The 17,999-nt window shown below is 49.0% G+C and carries 12 protein-coding genes; 8 read left to right on the top strand and 4 right to left on the bottom strand.

What is annotated here, in order from left to right:
* The first annotated feature begins 76 nt into the window (after positions 1 to 76).
* On the top strand, positions 77 to 1,618 hold the full coding sequence (locus AC6ESP_RS10935; RefSeq protein WP_497096759.1) for an ABC transporter substrate-binding protein: 1,542 nt from the start codon (positions 77 to 79) through the stop codon (positions 1,616 to 1,618).
* A gap of 149 nt (positions 1,619 to 1,767) precedes the next feature.
* On the top strand, positions 1,768 to 2,421 hold the full coding sequence (locus AC6ESP_RS10930) for a M48 family metallopeptidase (protein WP_497096758.1): 654 nt from the start codon (positions 1,768 to 1,770) through the stop codon (positions 2,419 to 2,421).
* 200 nt (positions 2,422 to 2,621) lie between these two features.
* On the opposite strand, the gene AC6ESP_RS10925 is transcribed toward AC6ESP_RS10930, so the two are convergent.
* Positions 2,622 to 3,050: a VOC family protein gene (locus AC6ESP_RS10925; protein WP_497096757.1), complete on the bottom strand. Its 429-nt coding sequence runs from the start codon at positions 3,048 to 3,050 to the stop codon at positions 2,622 to 2,624.
* Positions 3,051 to 3,317: 267 nt separating this feature from the next.
* Between AC6ESP_RS10925 and AC6ESP_RS10920 the strand changes: the two genes are divergently transcribed.
* From AC6ESP_RS10920 to AC6ESP_RS10910, 3 genes are all read left to right on the top strand, one after another.
* The gene (locus AC6ESP_RS10920; RefSeq protein ID WP_497096756.1) at positions 3,318 to 3,794 is read left to right on the top strand and encodes a GNAT family N-acetyltransferase; all 477 of its coding nucleotides are present in this window, start codon (positions 3,318 to 3,320) and stop codon (positions 3,792 to 3,794) included.
* Positions 3,795 to 3,833: 39 nt separating this feature from the next.
* A complete protein-coding gene (locus AC6ESP_RS10915) occupies positions 3,834 to 4,016 on the top strand; it encodes a DUF3934 family protein (RefSeq protein ID WP_497096755.1) in 183 nt (60 codons plus the stop codon).
* Positions 4,017 to 4,093: 77 nt separating this feature from the next.
* Positions 4,094 to 4,387 carry a hypothetical protein gene (locus tag AC6ESP_RS10910; RefSeq protein WP_497096901.1) on the top strand — a complete coding sequence of 98 codons (294 nt, stop codon included), beginning with the start codon at positions 4,094 to 4,096 and terminating at the stop codon, positions 4,385 to 4,387.
* A 77-nt stretch (positions 4,388 to 4,464) separates the two neighbouring features.
* Here the strand turns inward: AC6ESP_RS10910 and AC6ESP_RS10905 are convergent, their stop codons facing one another.
* Both AC6ESP_RS10905 and AC6ESP_RS10900 read right to left on the bottom strand, forming a co-directional pair.
* The gene (locus AC6ESP_RS10905; RefSeq protein ID WP_497096754.1) at positions 4,465 to 5,226 is read right to left on the bottom strand and encodes a ThiF family adenylyltransferase; all 762 of its coding nucleotides are present in this window, start codon (positions 5,224 to 5,226) and stop codon (positions 4,465 to 4,467) included.
* A complete protein-coding gene (locus tag AC6ESP_RS10900; RefSeq protein ID WP_497096753.1) occupies positions 5,223 to 5,831 on the bottom strand; it encodes an N-acyl amino acid synthase FeeM domain-containing protein in 609 nt (202 codons plus the stop codon). Before AC6ESP_RS10900 ends, AC6ESP_RS10905 begins: the two co-directional genes overlap by 4 nt.
* 250 nt (positions 5,832 to 6,081) lie before the next feature.
* On the opposite strand from AC6ESP_RS10900, the gene AC6ESP_RS10895 reads away from it, so the two are divergent.
* Positions 6,082 to 7,263 carry an HD-GYP domain-containing protein gene (locus AC6ESP_RS10895; RefSeq protein WP_497096752.1) on the top strand — a complete coding sequence of 394 codons (1,182 nt, stop codon included), beginning with the start codon at positions 6,082 to 6,084 and terminating at the stop codon, positions 7,261 to 7,263.
* Between the two features lie 169 nt (positions 7,264 to 7,432).
* Positions 7,433 to 15,775, top strand: coding sequence for a glycoside hydrolase family 94 protein (locus tag AC6ESP_RS10890; protein WP_497096751.1), 8,343 nt, complete (start codon positions 7,433 to 7,435; stop codon positions 15,773 to 15,775).
* 69 nt (positions 15,776 to 15,844) lie between these two features.
* Here the strand turns inward: AC6ESP_RS10890 and AC6ESP_RS10885 are convergent, their stop codons facing one another.
* Entirely contained in the window at positions 15,845 to 16,306 is a 462-nt protein-coding gene (locus tag AC6ESP_RS10885) for an Lrp/AsnC family transcriptional regulator (RefSeq protein WP_497096750.1), read from the bottom strand.
* A gap of 289 nt (positions 16,307 to 16,595) precedes the next feature.
* On the opposite strand from AC6ESP_RS10885, the gene AC6ESP_RS10880 reads away from it, so the two are divergent.
* On the top strand, positions 16,596 to 17,981 hold the full coding sequence (locus tag AC6ESP_RS10880; RefSeq protein ID WP_497096749.1) for an amidohydrolase family protein: 1,386 nt from the start codon (positions 16,596 to 16,598) through the stop codon (positions 17,979 to 17,981).
* Positions 17,982 to 17,999 lie beyond the last annotated feature (18 nt).

Genomic DNA, 17,999 nt, shown 5'->3' with positions numbered 1-17,999 from the left:
CTGATAGTTGATTACGGCATTTTCATCTAGACTACTAATTGTATACGCTTTCAATATATTCAGGGAGGTCACGGCAATGGCAAAGAGCAGAATGGGGTCTAGAATGCTTGTAACGTTAGCGCTGGCAATCACTATGGTACTCAGTGCATGCAGCAGCGGAGGCAGCAATGGGGGAGAGAACGGCGGAGAAGCCTCGCAAGGTGAAGGTGGAAGCGGCTCTGCATTGAAGCCTGTTGAGCTCGTGATGGTGTTTCCTGTAGGGGGAGAGCCTAAAGACTTGGATTTGCTGTCGGATGAAATAAATAAGATGACGACAGAAAAAATTAATGCGACGGTAAAATTAATTCCGATCGGCTTCGGTGCTTGGACGCAGCAAAAAACGCTCATGATGTCAGGAAACGAGCAGGTGGACTTGATTGTTAGCGGAATGGGAACGTATAGCCAGGATGTGGCTAAGGGGCAATTCCTGGAGCTGGACGATTATTTGGCCGAGCAAGGTCAAGGGGTTGCAGATGCCCTTAATTCCCTAGATCCGGCCTTCCTGAATGCAACACGCATCGAAGGTAAAATCTATGCCGTTCCAAGCATCCGGGACTTGGCAGCGGATTATGGCATTACGATGCGCAAGGACCTAGTAGACAAATATAATATCGATACAAAGGCTATTCAATCGCTTGATGATCTGGATGCGGTGTTCCGCACGATTAAAGAAAATGAGCCGAATATGATTCCTACAGTTAAGTATGGCACATCGATTCTAGATATTTATGTAGGCAGCCACTTCGATACGCTAGGTGATGCGTTCGGCGTGCTTCCGGGCTATGATAACGACCTTAAGGTCGTGAACATGTATGAGACTAAGGAATATGCAGATATGCTGAATACAGTAAGAAGATGGTACCAAGCGGGTTATATTGCTAAGGATGCGGCTACAAGCACCGAGACGCAATATAATCTAGTGAAGTCCGGCAAGGCGTTCTCGTTCATTTCTCACATGAAGCCGGGGATTGAGACACAAGAGTCGAGAAGTACAGGTATGGAAATGGTATCGGTACACTTCAGACCAGCTGTTACCGCAACTTCCAATATTACATCAATCATGTGGAGTGTAGCGAGAAATTCGAAGGACCCCGAGAGAGCCATGATGCTGCTCAACCTTATGTATACGGATAAAGATTTCATCAATCTACTCGATTATGGAATCGAGAACAAGCACTACGTGAAGGTATCCGATAACGTAATCGACTATCCGCAGGGTGTAGATGCTACGAATTCCGGATATAATCTCCAGATGGGCTGGATGTTCGGGAACCAGTCTCTGTCGTACATTTGGAATGGGGATGACCCTGAGCTCTGGAACCAGCTGGCAGCCTTTAATAAAGAAGCTGTGAAATCAAAAGCACTTGGCTTTACGTTCAATGCCGATGCCGTCAAAACGGAGATCGCCGCAGTGACGAACGTGCAGAATCAGTACAAAATCGCTCTGGAGACGGGCACGGTAGATCCAGTAGCTAAGCTGCCTGACTTCATCAAACAATTGAAATCAGCGGGTATTGATAAGATTATCGCTGAGAAGCAGAAGCAGCTTGATGAATGGGCTGCTGCGAATAAGCAATAAATAAGGAACAGGGCTGTCTCACAAGGGCTATTACCTTGAAGACAGCCCTTGTTTCATGCTGGCCATAAAAGATGATATAGTAAGACGGAGAATAGAGAGAAGGCTGCTAGCAAATCGACTAAGAAGAAACTGTAGAAACGAAGGTTATCATGAAAATTGAATTTGAAGGCCATACAATAGACTGCCATGTACAATATTCGAATAGAACGAAGATCACTCTTCATATGGATGCTATAGGTCTTGTAACGGTTAAGGTTCCTAATGGGACGAGTGAAGAGATCGTTATAAGGGCTGTCAAGCATCACGGGAAATGGATAATAGACAATTCGCAGCTCCTTGCCAAGGCGCAAGAAATGCCCAAGGCGCGGGAATATGAGAATACAGGCAAGTTCCTGCATCTAGGGAAAGAGTATCTGCTGCATGAGTTGATCGAGATTGGAGAGTTAAGTGAAGAGGAGCTCAAGAAGAGCCTGAAGAAGTTCTATTTTGCCAGCTGCAAGAAGATTATTGGCGAGCGGATCACGAGCTATCAGACAGCGCTTAAAGTTAAGCCGAAAAACATCAATATCGTGGAGTCTAGAACGAAGTGGGGAAGCTGCAGCTCGGATAAAAAGCTAACCTTCAATTATCGCCTCGCAATGGCTCCAATTGATGTAATTGACTATGTCATTATCCATGAGCTGTGCCATCTCCATCATATGAATCATGACCGCTCCTTCTGGAGACGTGTCGGCAGCATTATGCCGGATTACAAAGAGAAGGAAGCTTACCTAGCTAGGCAGGGCCAGTTCATGACGTTGTAGGCTTCGCAATAACCCAAAGTTATTGAAGAAAAAAAGAAGGTTGTTTATGCCGATGACGACGCTATTTTGAAGATAACGAATGACGAATTCAAAGAGTATCGTGAAACATTCAGGAAGTTGGCTGATCGCTAAATGATGATTGCTCTATCGAGTAAACAAATAGAGAAGCTTCATGATTTAGCTTTAGCGGAGGACGGTGGTCACATCCCCGACTCTCCATTATCATAGCTGAACTGCCACTCAATGCCGAATTTATCCTTCAGACTGCCGTAGCATTTGCTCCAGAAGGTTTCTTGAAGCTCCATCGTCACAGTGCCGCCTTCTTTCATTTTATGGAAGATGGCTTTGATGCTGTCTTCATCCTTATTCACGAAAGCGAGACTAATGTTATTCCCAGCTGTGAATGGCATGCCAGGAAACACATCCGAGAACATGACATTGCTTCCATCGATGTTAAGCCGTGTGTGCATAACCAGATCCTTAGCTTCCTCCGGGAGAGGGTAATCCGGGTTAGGCGGTGCTTCTCCGAAGGTCATGATCTGGGGCTTGTCTGTACCGAATACCTCTGCATAAAACTCTGCTGCCTCACGACAATTGCCATTAAAATTAAGATAAACATCAACAGACATTGGCTTCACTCCTAATTATTAATAATGGAAACTTTGGTACCCTCCCATATTGTATCATTTCCTTATTCATATACAAATCGGACCATTTTCACAGATGCTTCAGTAAGGTATTAATTGACTACAGCCCATTAATCAGTTAGTCTTATAGACGCACGGCAATTCATGCAACCGATAAACGACCATATATGAGAAGTAGGGAACGGATCAACACCCTACTTCTCTTTCTTTGAGACCATATAGGTGCTGAACCGCATAAGGAGATAACGAATGCCTACAATTACCGCAAGGCTGTTAGACAAGGACATGCAGGCAACATTAAGCGAGCTTACTTCCGGCTATCATGCGGGGGAGCTCAGCAAGAGGGAAATCCCAGCAAAGCCTGATCCTATATATATAATTGAAGATAAAGACCAAATGGTCGGCTATGGCGTCATATGGGAGTATGAGAGCGGCAAGCAGCTGATTCATAAGGCGGAGCAGGATTATTTCAACCCGGATGAGAAGTACCTGGAGCGTGACTTCTATTTGGATATTATGAACAAAACGAATATAGTCTTTATTGAGGCTCTGGATGTTCTGAAGGAATATGAAGGCAATGGTTACGCGAAGTTCTTTGTCGATTGGGTGAAGGCTCAATATCCTAATAAAAGAATATATGTGTATACTATAGATAAATCACGAAATTTCTGGTTCAAACAGGATTTCGAGTTTGTCGGCAGCACGATATGGATGTCGTACAATTAATTGGTTATAAATGAAGTATTAACATAATGGAGTGATCTTTTGAGCAAAGCAAAAGGCAAGGGTGGAACAGGCAGAGGAACAGACAAAAAAGGTTGGAATCGATGGCAGGCAGCTGCTAACAAAGCCAAAAATGCGCCTAAACCTTATAAGAGCAAAGGCACTAAAAATAAGGATGGAGCAGCAGCTTCCGCGAATCCAAAGGGTACAAAATCTGGTGTGTAGATAGATACACGGTTCCGGATATAGGCTGTTTGGAATAAAATAACCATAGAGGTGATATTTTGAGAAAACAAAAACCGATGTCATTCGAAGATTTACTGAAGGACCTGCAAGGCCAGAAAACGGCGCAAGAAGACCCTAATCATATCTCATTAGAACAATTATTCAACGAAGCATTCATGAGCAAGTATTCCAGCTTCAACAGTTTCGCTGAGTTTCTGGAGAAAGGCAACTTCCAAGTGAAAACGCATGAGGACATTAACAACCTTCCTGATGAGTTTTTCGATCTGCATGTTGCGCGGGTTACGACATTCAAGGATTATAAAGCTATGCTGGATACGGCTAACAAGGAATATGCGGCTAAGCAACAATAATGCAATATAAGCATGAACAAATAGCGATTCAGGGCACTATGCCTGAATCGCTATTTTTTATTGCGTATGGTCTAGCCTTATAATTCGAATTGCAGCTCGAACTTGTCCGGAACGATTACCGGTGCTTGGCGCTCCAGAAGATGCAGAACGAGATGAGACACCAGTGCGCCAGGCCCTAGAGCTTGACCAACGCTAATCGTGGGAATTGTTCTTGCTTGTATCCAGCCTTGGATTTTGTCGGCGGTCGCATAGGCTGGGAGAGAGTTGGCATAATTACCGGCAGGGAATACAAGCTCACTAAGCTGCTCAGTCGTAAGATCCTCTGGCAGTCCCAAATATTGCTCCAAGGTCATTCCCCTAGGGGAGAAGGTTAGGACGGATGTGCCGAAGCCTAGCGCTACGGCTGTAATGATGTGTAGATTTACTCTTCTGGATGTCTGGTGAAGGAGGAGGGAGGTTGGGAATTCAAAATAATCAATCGCATCAATCATATAATCAGAGCCGTCAACGAAGGCTTGGACGTTTGCTTCTGTAATGCCATCCGTATATTCTTCTACAATGAGTTCAGGGTTTATCCGAAGAAGATGATCTCTTAACGCATGCACTTTCAATTGGCCGACGGTATCGAAGGTGGCTGCACACTGTCTATTGATATTGGAAATATCGAATACATCGGGATCTGCGAGCTTGACCTTGCCAACGCCCATTCTAACTAATAATTCGGCGGAGAAGCCTCCGATACAACCGCAGCCTGCAATCGCAATCGTGCTTTTCTGCAGCCGCTGTACTTCCTCTTCGGACATGATGCCCAAATTTCGGCTGAACTGTTCTTTAATCATTTAACCACCTCGAGAGTTTGATAGGCTTGCCCCACTAAGTAATGATAGAGAGTCGGTCTGTGAATTTGTAGCGTACTGAGGCATTCTGACAAATTGAGCAAGCATGGGATGCTCGTAGAGCCTAAGTATATTTTGGGGGACCCTATCACCTTGAATGGGAATTTGAACATACGATGCATATAATTATACACTCTCTCGTCAATGCAGCATATCCAGTGGGTAACGCCAGAAGCTTGAGAATATTGAAGAACGGTGCGGATAAGCCCCATTCCGACATCATGCTGGGGCAGCTTGGTGAAGGCGCTAATCTCGGCATACCGATTCTGATCGAGCTGCAGGAGCTTCACCTTCTCTAGTTCATAGACGGAGAAATATTTCATGGTTGGCAATTGTTCTAATTTCTCGAAAATAAGGCGAGTGACGCCGACAATTCGATGATCCATATCGGATTCTGCTACAAAATAAGTGGAATTCGCTTCATAGGGGTCCTCTTCATCCTTCCGGAAAAAGCCTACCTCCTGGTACCTCTGGTGATGAAGCTGAATGGCTTGTTTTCTCTGGTAGCCGACAGCCTCGCGGAAATGATAGTCTTGTAATTCGCTCATGGGATCTTTTCTCCTTTTCCATTTTATTCTTTTATTATAGAAGATTGTCGGAATGAATAGAGAAAACAATAGTTATGATACAAATTGTATCATTAATTGACTGGTTTATCCATAGATCGCCTATATTTCCTTGATAGATAAGGGCTTAACTCTCATAGTCTATTCCAAACAAAAGTGATACAATAAAGATCAAAATAATCATGTGGGATGGATTTTTTATATGGAGAATGCAGAACGTAGCAAATTATTATTGTCCTTTTACAAAATTCACCAAGGAAATCTGAATAACAATATCGTACAGGTCGGATTAATTTATTTAATTCTAAGTATTTCATGGAACTATATTTTTCGATTAATGGACCTGCCCTATTCCCGAGCGAGCATCGGAATTCTACTGGTGTGTCTAATCGGATCCGTTTTAACCTATCTATGTAATAAAAAATCGGGTCTGCCTGTTGTCGTATTGAAGCATATTACCTTATGTTATGTCTGCGCAATTATCATCTGCCTGTACTTCGGGTCGGGCTATGGAGAAGCATGGAGCTTCTTCTTGCTTATTCCTCTAATCTCAGCGCTTTATGGCGACATTACATCTCTTGTCGTCTATTCGGTAGCGGGACTTCTCAGCATGATTATACTGGACTTGTTCTATCCATTAGTTCCGCACAGTACGTTCGATTCTGTCGATTTCTCGAATCGGATTCTTCTGTATGTGATTCTTGCGACGTTCAGTCATATTCTGTACAAGAAGCTGCTCGGTCTCTATATGAACATGGTCTCTATCATATCGAAATCAGCAGATGATACGATCGAACAGATTGTCAAAACCTTTATCGTATCTATTGAAGCCAAAGACACCTACACTTTCGGTCATAGTGAGCGAGTCAGCCAATATGCGGTTGATCTTGCGAGCAAGCTGCCTGTGTATCAGCAGGACCCGAAGAAGCTGCATACGCTCAAAATGATGGGACTGCTCCATGATATTGGGAAGATGAATATTTCTGAGGCGATTCTGACGAAGTCATCGAAGCTTACGGACGAAGAATACGAAATTATTAAGACCCACACGGTCGTCGGCGCCAAGATGGTGGAGAAGATCTCGCTGCTAGGCACCTTGAAGAGCGGCGTTCTCTATCATCATGAGAGATTCGATGGATTGGGCTATCCAAGTGGGATCAGAGGGGAAGAAATTCCTCTGGAAGCGCGGATTCTCGCTATAGCCGATGCATTCGATGCGATGACATCCAATCGTGCCTATCGGAATGCGATGTCAACGACGAAGGCGTTCGAGCTGATTAGTGAAGGCAGAGGCAACAGGTATGATCCTGAGCTCGTGGATGTATTAATGCAGAACCAATCGTCCTGGCTGGAGCTGTACAAGCAGTCCAACACAGAGATTAATGAGTTCGAGACGTTGACGGATTTGTTGTAAAAGAGACAAGACTTTAGCTGATGAGAGCTAAAGTCTTTTTTTTATTGGGGCTATCCCTATCGTCGCGCTCATAAAACCTGATCAATCTGGGAATAACTTGATTGTCCCGGAATTTTTTGTATACCGGACGAACAGAGCAGCATGCATAACTGATTCTCCGGAGGAACTAATGACTTATAATTCAGAAGAGCTACGCAGAAAAGCACATGAGCTTGCCTTGCAGCATGCTCCGACACGAGGTACAACGCAGCCGAAGTACATAAGAAAGACATTTAATGAGGATATAGAGAGCTTAAGGGCATTCGCTGCCTCATTGCAGAGTGAGAAGACAGGCTGCACACAGCCTGCTGAGGAGTGGCTGCTAGACAATGTGGAGTTTATTGAGGAGCAGGCACAGGAAGTAAGAAGGCAATTAGCGAACCGCTCGCTAAGATACTTGCCTCAGCTTGAGACGAACGGACGATCACGAATACAAGCGGTATGTGATGGTTATTTGGAGCAGGTGAATGGGGTCATTAGCGAGGAGTCTCTCGTTACCTATATGAATGCGTATCAGGAAATATCTGTTCTTACTCATGTAGAGACCTGCTCGATTCCTCTCATCCTGAGAGTGATATTAATTGGAACGATCGCCGAGACGATGGTCCTTGTGCGTGAGCGCAGGGAAGTATGCGTGGAGGTAGAGAAGCTGCTGTCTCGAATCGAACCGTCCCGGATGAATCCGGAGGCGATTAATGCGCAATTGGACGCGGCGGGCCAATCGATTCCGTTATCTGGACCTTGGATCGTTCATCTCATTAGTCATTTGCGTGAATGGGCGGGAGATACCGCGGCTGTTCGTGAGTGGCTCGCGTGTAAGTTCGAGAATGGTTCCGAGGATCTGGATCGTATCGTGTCCTATGAGCATCAGCTTCAAGCCTCTTATCAGCTGACAACAGGTAATCTCATCGGCAGTCTGCGCAATAATGAGCGGCGTGAATGGAATGCCATGTTCGAGAGAATAAGTCTGCTCGACCGGACTCTTCGGGATGGGGATACAGGTGAGTATCCCTTGCTTGATACGAGCAGCAGGAATGAAATCTTGTATCGGGTAGAAGTATTAGCCCGCCGGATGCGGGTGCCAGAGAGCTTGGTTGCGAGCCAATCCGTCATACTGGCCAGAGCTGAGAAGAGTAAGCATCAGGAAGCGGAAGAGGGAGATTCGCCGCTCCATGCGACAGCAACCGAATTGCTGCTCCCACGTTCGACATTTCTTGCCTATTATTTGTTCGAGCCGGAAGGCGTGAAGAGGCTCGTTCAGTCGCTGCGTCTATGCAGTGATCCACGAGGCATGCCAAGCGCTAGTATAGAACGAAGAGCGAGCAGCACGTATTTCACTTCGCTCATCGGTATATTTGTCCTCGTTTTTATAGCAGCGTCAATCTGGATTAGCCGTGGAGAGGCTATTACAGCAGCTGGCTGGGTAGCGGTCGTGCTTGTGCTGCTGCTGCCAGTCAGCGAGTGGGCACTGATAGGTGTTCACTTGGGCATTGAGCGATTATGCCGCCCTCGGCCGCTCTTGCGTTACGATTTCTCCTCAGGGATCGATTCGTCTGCTGCGACAATGGTCGTAATTCCGGCGATCTGGTCCTCTGCTCAGGAATTGGGAGAGCTCGCAGATCGTCTGGAGATTCACTACTTGGCTAATCGCGACCCTCATATTCATTATGCTCTGTTAGGGGACTTTGCGGATGCTGCGGAGGAGAAGCTGGCAGAGGATGAAGAGCTGATCGCGTATGCGAAGGAGAGAATTGCCGCACTCAATCGGATGTATGCGACGGAAGGCGGCACCTCCTTCCACTACTACCAGCGCAGCAGACAGTGGAATGCCAGTGAAGGCGTGTTCATGGGCTGGGAGCGCAAACGCGGTAAGCTGGTCGAGTTCGTCGAGCTGATCAGAGGCGCTGCTGAGACAAGCTTTGCCTTCACGTCCGGCGACCAAGCCGTCCTGCCGCGCATTCGCTACATCATCACACTGGATGCAGATACACAGCTTCCGATGGGAAGTGCACAGCGTATGATCGGCGCCATGCATCTGCCTTACAATAGACCACGGCTTAACAAGACGAGAACCCGGGTTGTCGAAGGGTATGGCGTCATGCAGCCGAGGATCGGAATCAGCCATGAGTCGGCGATGCGTTCAAGGCTGGCCTACTTCTTGTCTGAGCCGGGAATGGACCCTTATGCCTTCGCTGCTTCAGATCCTTATCAGGATGCGCTGCAGCAGGGGATTTTTACAGGGAAGGGTATCTTCGATGTGGATATATTCGCAGAGCTTCTCTGTGAACGAATTCCGGAGAACACTGTACTCAGCCATGATCTGCTGGAGGGAGGCTTCCTGCGGGCTGCGCTGCTGTCTGATGTGGAGCTGATTGATGATTACCCGTCTACCTTCATCGCTTATCAGAAGCGTATGCATCGATGGGTACGCGGCGATTGGCAGCTGCTCTGCTGGCTGTTCACGCATGTATGTGACCGCCAGGGTGCGCTTAAGCCAGTTGATCTATCCTTTGTAACCCGGTGGGCAATGATAGACAATCTGCGTCGCAGTCTGCTGCCAATCGCGTACTTCGTGCTGATCGTATTAGCGCTCACTGTTCTTCCGGGGTCAGCGGGCAGCTGGCTCGCTGTCGTCTTCATTACGATGCTGCTGCCGGTATGGAGGCAGCTGCTCTTCACGCAGAGCGTGCATTTTCAGCCGCGGCGATTACTGTCTACAGCTGTTCATGTTCTGATCGACATCGTGACCTTGCCGTTCCAGACGGCGGTGCTGGTGGAGGCGATAGGCAAGACATTATATCGTCTGTGGATCAGCAAGAAGCATATGCTCGAATGGACCAGCTCCTCTCATGTAGAGCGCAGCGGCGGACATGTCCGCCGTCCTGCTCTGCTTAATACAGCTGGCGGCTATTCCTTGATCCTGCTATTCGCTGTAGCGGCCGCTTGGCAAGGACAGTCCGACTTGATGTGGACCGGATGGACATTCTGTCTGCTATGGGCACTAGCGCCACTGCTCATCCGGTATCTGGATCAGCCTATTGCGCAGGAGGAACAACCGCTTACAGCAGCAGACAAAGAACAGCTGCATGGGCTGGCCGAGCAGATCTGGGCCTTCTATGAGGATTATGCCGGACCCAAAGACAATTATTTGCCGCCGGATAATGTACAGATTGATCCGCCAAGAGGCGTAGCGCATCGCACATCGCCGACCAATATCGGCTTCCTGCTAACCGCATGTCTGGCTGCACGGGATTTCGGGTTTATCAATACGTCAGAGTTTGTCGAGCGTCTAGAGCGTACGGTGAGCACCATTGAACGGATGGACAAGTGGAACGGTCATCTCTACAACTGGTACGACACGGTTACGCTTCAGACTCTGCAGCCTGCTTATGTATCGACTGTCGATTCGGGCAATTTCGTTGCCAGCCTTATGACGGTTAAGCAGGGACTGGCGCGATGGCTCCAATCGGAATTCTCTGGGGCTAATCAGAGGCAGTCGCCAGCAGGGATGAGGAGAGACTACGGCGTTGAGTTCGCGGTCGACCTTGAGAAGCTGACACCTGGCCAGACGCCTCCTTATTGGAATGTTGAGGAGAATGAGGTCGGCTCCGGCGCATCGGAGGAGAAGCCAGAAAATCCGGCTATGCCGAAATTCTCGAATCCCGCTCCGAGAGCGTGGTTCATGCGAGGCTACGAGCTTATCAATCGCTTAGAGTCGCTTATTACATCGACGGATTTCCGACCACTCTATGATGATCAATCGAAGCTGTTCGTGCTTGGCTTCCATGCTTCCTCTGGTGTGCGTGATACGATCTTGTATGACTTATTGGCGTCAGAAGCAAGGCAGACGAGCTTCGTAGCCATTGCACTGGGGCAAATATCGGTAGCTCATTGGCTTGCACTAGGTAGAACGGTTAAGAAGCAAGGCAATCTAACGACACTGATCTCATGGTCAGGCACGATGTTCGAATATATGATGCCATGGCTGACGATGCGTACACATCGGAATACGATCTGGGACAGCACGTATCGCGGTGTAGTGAAGCGTCAGATCGAATACGCCCGTGAACGCGGCGTTCCGTATGGCATATCGGAATCCGGCTATTACGCTTTTGACTATCAGATGAATTATCAATACCGGGCCTTTGGAGTGCCAGGATTAGGCTTCAAGCGTGGGCTTGAGGAGGATCTGGTCATATCACCTTATGCCACCATCATGTCGCTTCCATTCGCCTTGCGTGAAGGTCTAAGCAATCTGCTCAGCATGGAGAAGCTCGGTGCGCGCGGACAATATGGCTTCTATGAAGCGATTGATTACACAGTCGGCAGAATGCCTGAAGGCGATACCTTCAAGATTATTCGCAGCTTCATGGCGCATCATCAAGGGATGAGCCTGCTCACGCTTGCTAATATGCTGCTGCCGACGAAGATGTACGATTATTTCCATCAGGATAAAAGAGTACGAGCTGCGGAGCTGCTGTTAATCGAGCGAATTCCACAGATGGATTCACTCGCTCGCCGTGAATGGCCTTACAAGAATCAAGTACAGGAGCCGAGGCCGGCGAAGCTCCACCCGCTTCGGGAATTTGGAGCGGAGGTTACTCCCGTACCAGAAGTGAATGTGCATTCGAATGGAGCATTAACCTCCGTAGTGACCAATACCGGCAGCGGGTTTATCCGGTTCAATGGAATCAATCTGTCCCGCTTCAGGGAAGATTCGATAGCTGACCAATGGGGCAGCTATATGTATGTCCGAGATGTGGCAACCGATCGAATATGGTCGCCAACTTATCAGCCTTGCAGCGAGCCCGCAGATAAGATGAGCGTTCAGTTCTGGCAGGAGCGGACATTGTTCCTGCGAGAGGATGATGCTCTGCAATCACAGCTCGACATGACGGTGTCCGCTGAGTCGAATGCGGAGGTCCGGAGGCTCAAGCTGTCCAACACGGGTGCGGAGACGAGAATACTCGAGGTAACCACGTTTCTGGAGCTGGCTATGGCCGCTCCAGATGCGGACCGAGCGCATCCTGCCTTCACCAAGCTGTTCGTGCAGACAGAATATGAAGCTGAGGGCGAATGTCTGCTCGCTCGCAAACGTCCTCGTAATAGCGGGGACAAGTCCGTATGGGCCTTCCATACGCTTTCGGCCGGAGAGCAAGCTCTTGGGCCGGTAGAATTCGAGACCGATCGTGCATCCTTTATTGGCCGGGGACATACGCTGGCGAAGCCGAAGGGGATTAATTCACGTCTTGGCAGTACCGTTGGCTCAGTAGCTGATCCCGCATTCGTCATGAGGCGGCGCATCAGCATCGAGCCTGGCAAGTCCGTTACTCTAGTGGCAGTTACGGGTGTGGCTGAGAGCAGGGAACAGGCAGTGGACATCATAAGGCAGCTGTCCTCGGAGCAGCAGGCGGATAGAGCCTTCCAGCTGGCTTGGACGAGAAGCCAGATTGAGCTTCAGCATTTGCACATAACATCAGCTGATGTTGCCGTGTTCCAAGCGTTAGCCGGCCGGACACTGTACTCGGCTCCACTGCGGACGGAACGCAGAGAAAGCATTGAGGCCAATAGCAAAGGACAGCAAGACTTGTGGCCTCATGGCATATCCGGCGACCGTCCCATCCTTATTGCGAGGATTGGGGATGCGGCGAATCTTGCTTTTATCAACAAGCTGCTAATGGGCTATGAGTATTTGCGGCATAATGGGCTGCAGATTGATCTGGTTATTCTGAATGAATCACCGGGAGGCTACCAGCAGGATTTGCGTGATGCGCTGGTTCGTATGACTGAGCAGATCGTTGGCGGGCATGGAGCGGGACGGGGCGGTATTCATATTCTGCCAGCCGAACAGCTTTCGGAAGAGGACAGAAACCTGCTGTATGCGGTATCCCGACTTGTCCTGCGTGCGGATGGCCCGAGTCTGAAGGTTCAGCTGCAAGTGGCAGATCCTGTGGAGCAACACGACGACCAGCTGCTTGCCCGAACGGCTCCATCTGATCGCTATAGCGATGTAAGAGCTCCCGAGACGAAGGATACAATGTTCTTCAACGGCTGGGGCGGCTTCTCACAGGATGGCAAGGAGTATCAGATCATTCTGAAGAATGGCAGCCATCTCCCTGCACCTTGGATCAATGTGATGGCGAATCCGACCTTCGGCTGTCTGGCATCGGAGCTGAATACCGGCTATACGTGGTGGCGCAACAGTCGCGAGTGCAAGCTGACGCCCTGGTCCAATGATCCTGCTCTGGATCAGCCGGGAGAAGTATGCTACTTGCGAGATGAAGCAAGCGGCGAATACTGGCAGCTGGCACCGAATCGGACAGGTGACAACCGTACGTACGAGATTGCGCACGGCCGGGGCTATACGAGGTATGAGCATGAGAGTCATGGCTTGGAGCAGAAGATGACCGTCTATGTTCCGCTCGATGATCCGGTTAAGGTGATGCAATTGCGGCTGCATAACACGACTGACGAGCCGCGCACTTTGTCTGTTACCTATTATGCGGAGTGGGTGATTGGTGTTCACCGTGAGGGCAGCTCCTCGTTCATCGTGACGGATTGGGATGAAGAGCATGGCATGCTCACGGCGCACAATACGTATCAGGAGAACTTCCGCGATGCGACGGCTTTTCTCTCCGTATTCCCAGAATCGCAAGGACTCACTGAGGGTACGACTTGGACGGGAGATCGTCTGGAGTTCCTTGGACGCAACGGAACAGCTGCCGATCCAGCCGCCATGCGAAGAGTGGCGCTGTCTGGAGCAGCTGGCGCTTCCTATGATTCATGTGGAGCTGTGCAGGCGAAGCTGGTCATCGAGCCAGGTGAAGAGCAAGCCATCTACATCCTGCTTGGGTGTGAGGATTCTCGCGAATCTGCTGCCAAGCTGGCTCAGAAGTATAGGGACCCTGCGGCATGCAAGCAAGCGTATGATGATGTACAGGCTTTCTGGGATGATGTGCTTGGAACTATTACGGTTACTACACCAAGCCCGGAGATGGATCTTATGCTTAACAACTGGCTGCTGTATCAGACATTAGCCTGCCGGATGTGGGCACGCTCTGCCTTCTATCAAGCAGGAGGGGCCTATGGCTTCCGTGATCAGCTGCAGGATTCACTGGCTATGCTTCACAGCAGGCCCGAGCTTACAAGGGCACAGATTATCCTGCACGCTTCTCATCAATATGAAGAGGGCGATGTGCAGCACTGGTGGCATGAAGAGACAGAGCGAGGTATTCGTACCCGCTTCTCTGATGATCTGCTGTGGCTGCCGTATGCTGTACTTCGATATCTGGCTCATACGAAGGATGACAGCCTGCTTGGCGAGCTTGCGCCCTATCTTCACAGCGAGCTTCTGGGTGAGGAGGAGCATGAGCGCTATGAGCCGACGGTTCTTTCTGGTCAGAGCGGCACCATTCTGGAGCATTGCTTCCGCGCAATCGACCGAAGCCTTCGCTTCGGTGAGCATGGTCTGCCATTGATCGGTATTGGAGACTGGAATGACGGGATGAGCCTGATCGGTCCCGAAGGTCGCGGTGAGAGCGTGTGGCTCGGATGGTTCCTTGGTGATGTACTGCGAGGGTTCACTGATCTATGCGATCATCGTGGTGATGACAAGCGAGCAGAGCGCTATAGGCAAGCGCTTGGTGAGCTGACAGCCGCTCTTAATGATGAAGGCTGGGATGGCCAGTGGTTCAGACGTGCCTTCACCGATTCGGGGCAATGGCTAGGCTCAGTCCGCAGCCCAGAATGCCGAATTGATTCGATTGCCCAATCCTGGTCTGTCATCTCTGGCATGGCTGAACCAGCCAAAGCGCAGCAGGCGATGCGCTCCTTCGACCGCGAGCTGGTTAACCGCAGCTTGGGCATTGCCCATATTCTGACACCGCCGTTCGATAAGACGGAGCCTAGTCCCGGCTATATTCAAGGCTATCCTCCCGGCATTCGGGAGAACGGCGGACAATATACACATGGAGTAATCTGGAGCATCGTGGCGTGGTGCGGACTAGGGGACGGGGATAAAGCATTCGAGCTGTTCCACATGTTCAATCCGATTACGCATACGAAGACGGCGGCGGAGGTGCGCAAATACGTTGGCGAGCCTTACGCAATGGCAGCGGATGTGTATTCAGAAGAGCCTCATCCCGGACATGCGGGGTGGACTTGGTATACGGGTGCATCAGGGTGGATGTATCAAGCTGGCATAGAGTGGATTCTCGGCTTGCGGCGCAATGGCGATCGACTGTTGATTCGTCCATGCATTCCACCGGAATGGCCGGGGTTCTCTGCTATCTACCGATACGGCAGCACGGAATACCAGATTACGGTTAAGAACCCTTCCCGCCAATCGACGGGGCAGACGAAGCTTATCGTTGATGGACAAGAGGCTGCTGCGCAGGAGGACGAAGATCAGGAAGGCTTATTCGTTCTTTTGGTGGACGATAGGCAAGTCCATCAGATTGAATTGACGATGTAAGGTAATACAGCAATAGAAAGAACGGTTCCGACGGGAAAGCAATATCTCGTTAGAACCGTTCTTTTTGGTTTATAGCTCTAACCCTGTGCCTTGCTTGAACCGCTTGACTACCATATGCGTGTTGACGCTGACGACTCCCTCGATAACATAGATCTTCTTATATAAAAAGTGCTCAAGCGCATCCTCGTCCTGAAGCAGTGCATGCATATGCAGCGTGCTTGGGCCCGTCATCTGATAGATGCTAATGACCTCAGGCTCATCCGAGAGAATATTTCCAGCCTGCTCGATACATCGCGGTGCCACCTCCACCTCGAAAAATGCTGAAATGTATTTCCCGAACTTTGTCGCATTAAGACGAATGGTGAAGTTCTCAATAATGCCATCATCGATTAATGATTCAACCCGCTTCTGAATGGCTACGCGTGACAAGTTAAGAAGCTCGCCGATCTTGGCATAGGACATTCTGCCATTCTCATGCAGCAGCTGGATGATCTTCTGGTCTGTTGGATCTAAATCGGGGAAAAACATCATACATTCCTCATTTCGTTAAAATTTCACGTTACGATATGAAACCATACAGTCATGTTAGCTTCAGATTGCGGTTTTTCACGTGAAACAGTTAATTGGAAGATTATTCGTAACCAAAAGTGGGGCTGTGACTGCTATTATGACAAGTTTTACGCGGTTTTTGGTTATCAAATCGTATTGACGCCTTCCAAGGCCCCATCTATAATCACGTTATAAAAGTTAACATATAAACAGTGTATAAACAATATTTACTTTACAATCTACATTATACATAACATAAGGAAGTGATATTGTGGGAAGGTATCTAATTCGGGGCGGTACGGTGCTAACGATGAATGAAGCGAATGAAGTCATTCCGAACGGTTATGTATATATCGACAATGATGTCATTGCTGAAGTTGGTGAATGGGTGGAGGATGAGCATCATGCGCAGCTGCTTCGCTTAGCAGAGAACGTTATTGATGCTGGGGGGAAAGCGGTTATACCGGGGCTTATTAACGGTCACACCCATCTTTTTCAAACCTATCTTAGAGGTGTGTCGGATGATCTGCCGTTGTCCCAGTGGCTCAGACAGATTATATGGCCAGGGTCTCTCGCTATGGATGAAGAGGATTTCTATCTGGCAGCGCTCATCGGCTGCATTGAGAATCTGAAGTCTGGTGCGACTTACATCATGGATCATCATTATATTCATACGCATCCGGGCAACGATAATGGCGTTCTTCAAGCGATGGCTGATTCAGGTATTCGCGGCCACATGGCTAGAGGGGGCGTTGATCTCAGCTATGAGCCTCGTCTAAGTGAATCTATAGAAGATATTTTTGCGAATACGAATGTGTTACTGGATCAATGGAAGGGCTCGGCAGAAGGCCGAATTGATATCGCAATGGGACCGCTTAACTTGTACGGCTGCTCGGAGACGTTCCTGAAGCAGGCTGCGAGGTATAGTGAGAGCAATGGGCTTATTACACATATTCACGTCGCAGAGACTAAGGATCAGATTGATAATACGCTGTCCCGCTTCGGACTCCGTAATCTGGAGCTTGTTGAGGCCGTTGGCATGCTCGGGAGCAAAACGCAAATTGTGCACGGTGTCTGGCTTGATGACGGTGAGCTTGAGCTGATTGCACGTCATCAAGCGACGGTCGTTCATTGTCCGGTATCGAATATGTACCTTGCGTCAGGGGTTGCAAGAGTGCCGGAAATGCTCGATTTAGGCATTAATGTCGCATTAGGCACAGATGGTCCGGGCAGCAACAATTGTCAGGATAACCTGGAGGTGCTCAAGTTCGCAGCTTGTCTGCACAAGGTTGATCAGCTCAACTCGACGCTGCTGCCGGCAATGGATGTGCTGCGGATGGGAACGGTTAATGGTGCGAAGGCTGTTGGCCGTATGGATGATCTGGGCAGCTTGGAGGCTGGCAAAAAAGCAGATATCGTCATTATCGATCTGCAGAAGGCGCATATTGCTCCTGTTCATCGCTGTTCATCTGCGATTGTATACAATGCGAACGGCAATGATGTGGATACGGTATTCGTCAATGGGCGGTTGGTCGTTCACCGAGGACGCTGCACGATGATTGATGAGGATGAAGTGATTCGCAGAGCGCAAGCGAGAGTTGATGTGCTGAGAGAAAAGCTGAGGGTGCAATATCCGGTTTTTGGCTTCGTTCACTAATGACAGTGAAGTAGAAGA

The organism is Paenibacillus xinjiangensis (assembly GCF_059686975.1).
Note: the sequence above shows the minus strand (reverse complement) of the source record. Positions and strands in the feature narration are given on the sequence as shown.

Excerpts from the sequence above, each read along its gene's own strand:
- AC6ESP_RS10935 (WP_497096759.1), top strand. The coding sequence starts at position 77 with ATGGCAAAGAGCAGAATGGGGTCTAGAATGCTTGTAACGTTAGCGCTG.
- AC6ESP_RS10930 (WP_497096758.1), top strand. The coding sequence starts at position 1,768 with ATGAAAATTGAATTTGAAGGCCATACAATAGACTGCCATGTACAATAT.
- AC6ESP_RS10925 (WP_497096757.1), bottom strand. The coding sequence starts at position 3,050 with ATGTCTGTTGATGTTTATCTTAATTTTAATGGCAATTGTCGTGAGGCA.
- AC6ESP_RS10920 (WP_497096756.1), top strand. The coding sequence starts at position 3,318 with ATGCCTACAATTACCGCAAGGCTGTTAGACAAGGACATGCAGGCAACA.
- AC6ESP_RS10910 (WP_497096901.1), top strand. The coding sequence starts at position 4,094 with ATGTCATTCGAAGATTTACTGAAGGACCTGCAAGGCCAGAAAACGGCG.
- AC6ESP_RS10905 (WP_497096754.1), bottom strand. The coding sequence starts at position 5,226 with ATGATTAAAGAACAGTTCAGCCGAAATTTGGGCATCATGTCCGAAGAG.
- AC6ESP_RS10900 (WP_497096753.1), bottom strand. The coding sequence starts at position 5,831 with ATGAGCGAATTACAAGACTATCATTTCCGCGAGGCTGTCGGCTACCAG.
- AC6ESP_RS10890 (WP_497096751.1), top strand. The coding sequence starts at position 7,433 with ATGACTTATAATTCAGAAGAGCTACGCAGAAAAGCACATGAGCTTGCC.
- AC6ESP_RS10885 (WP_497096750.1), bottom strand. The coding sequence starts at position 16,306 with ATGATGTTTTTCCCCGATTTAGATCCAACAGACCAGAAGATCATCCAG.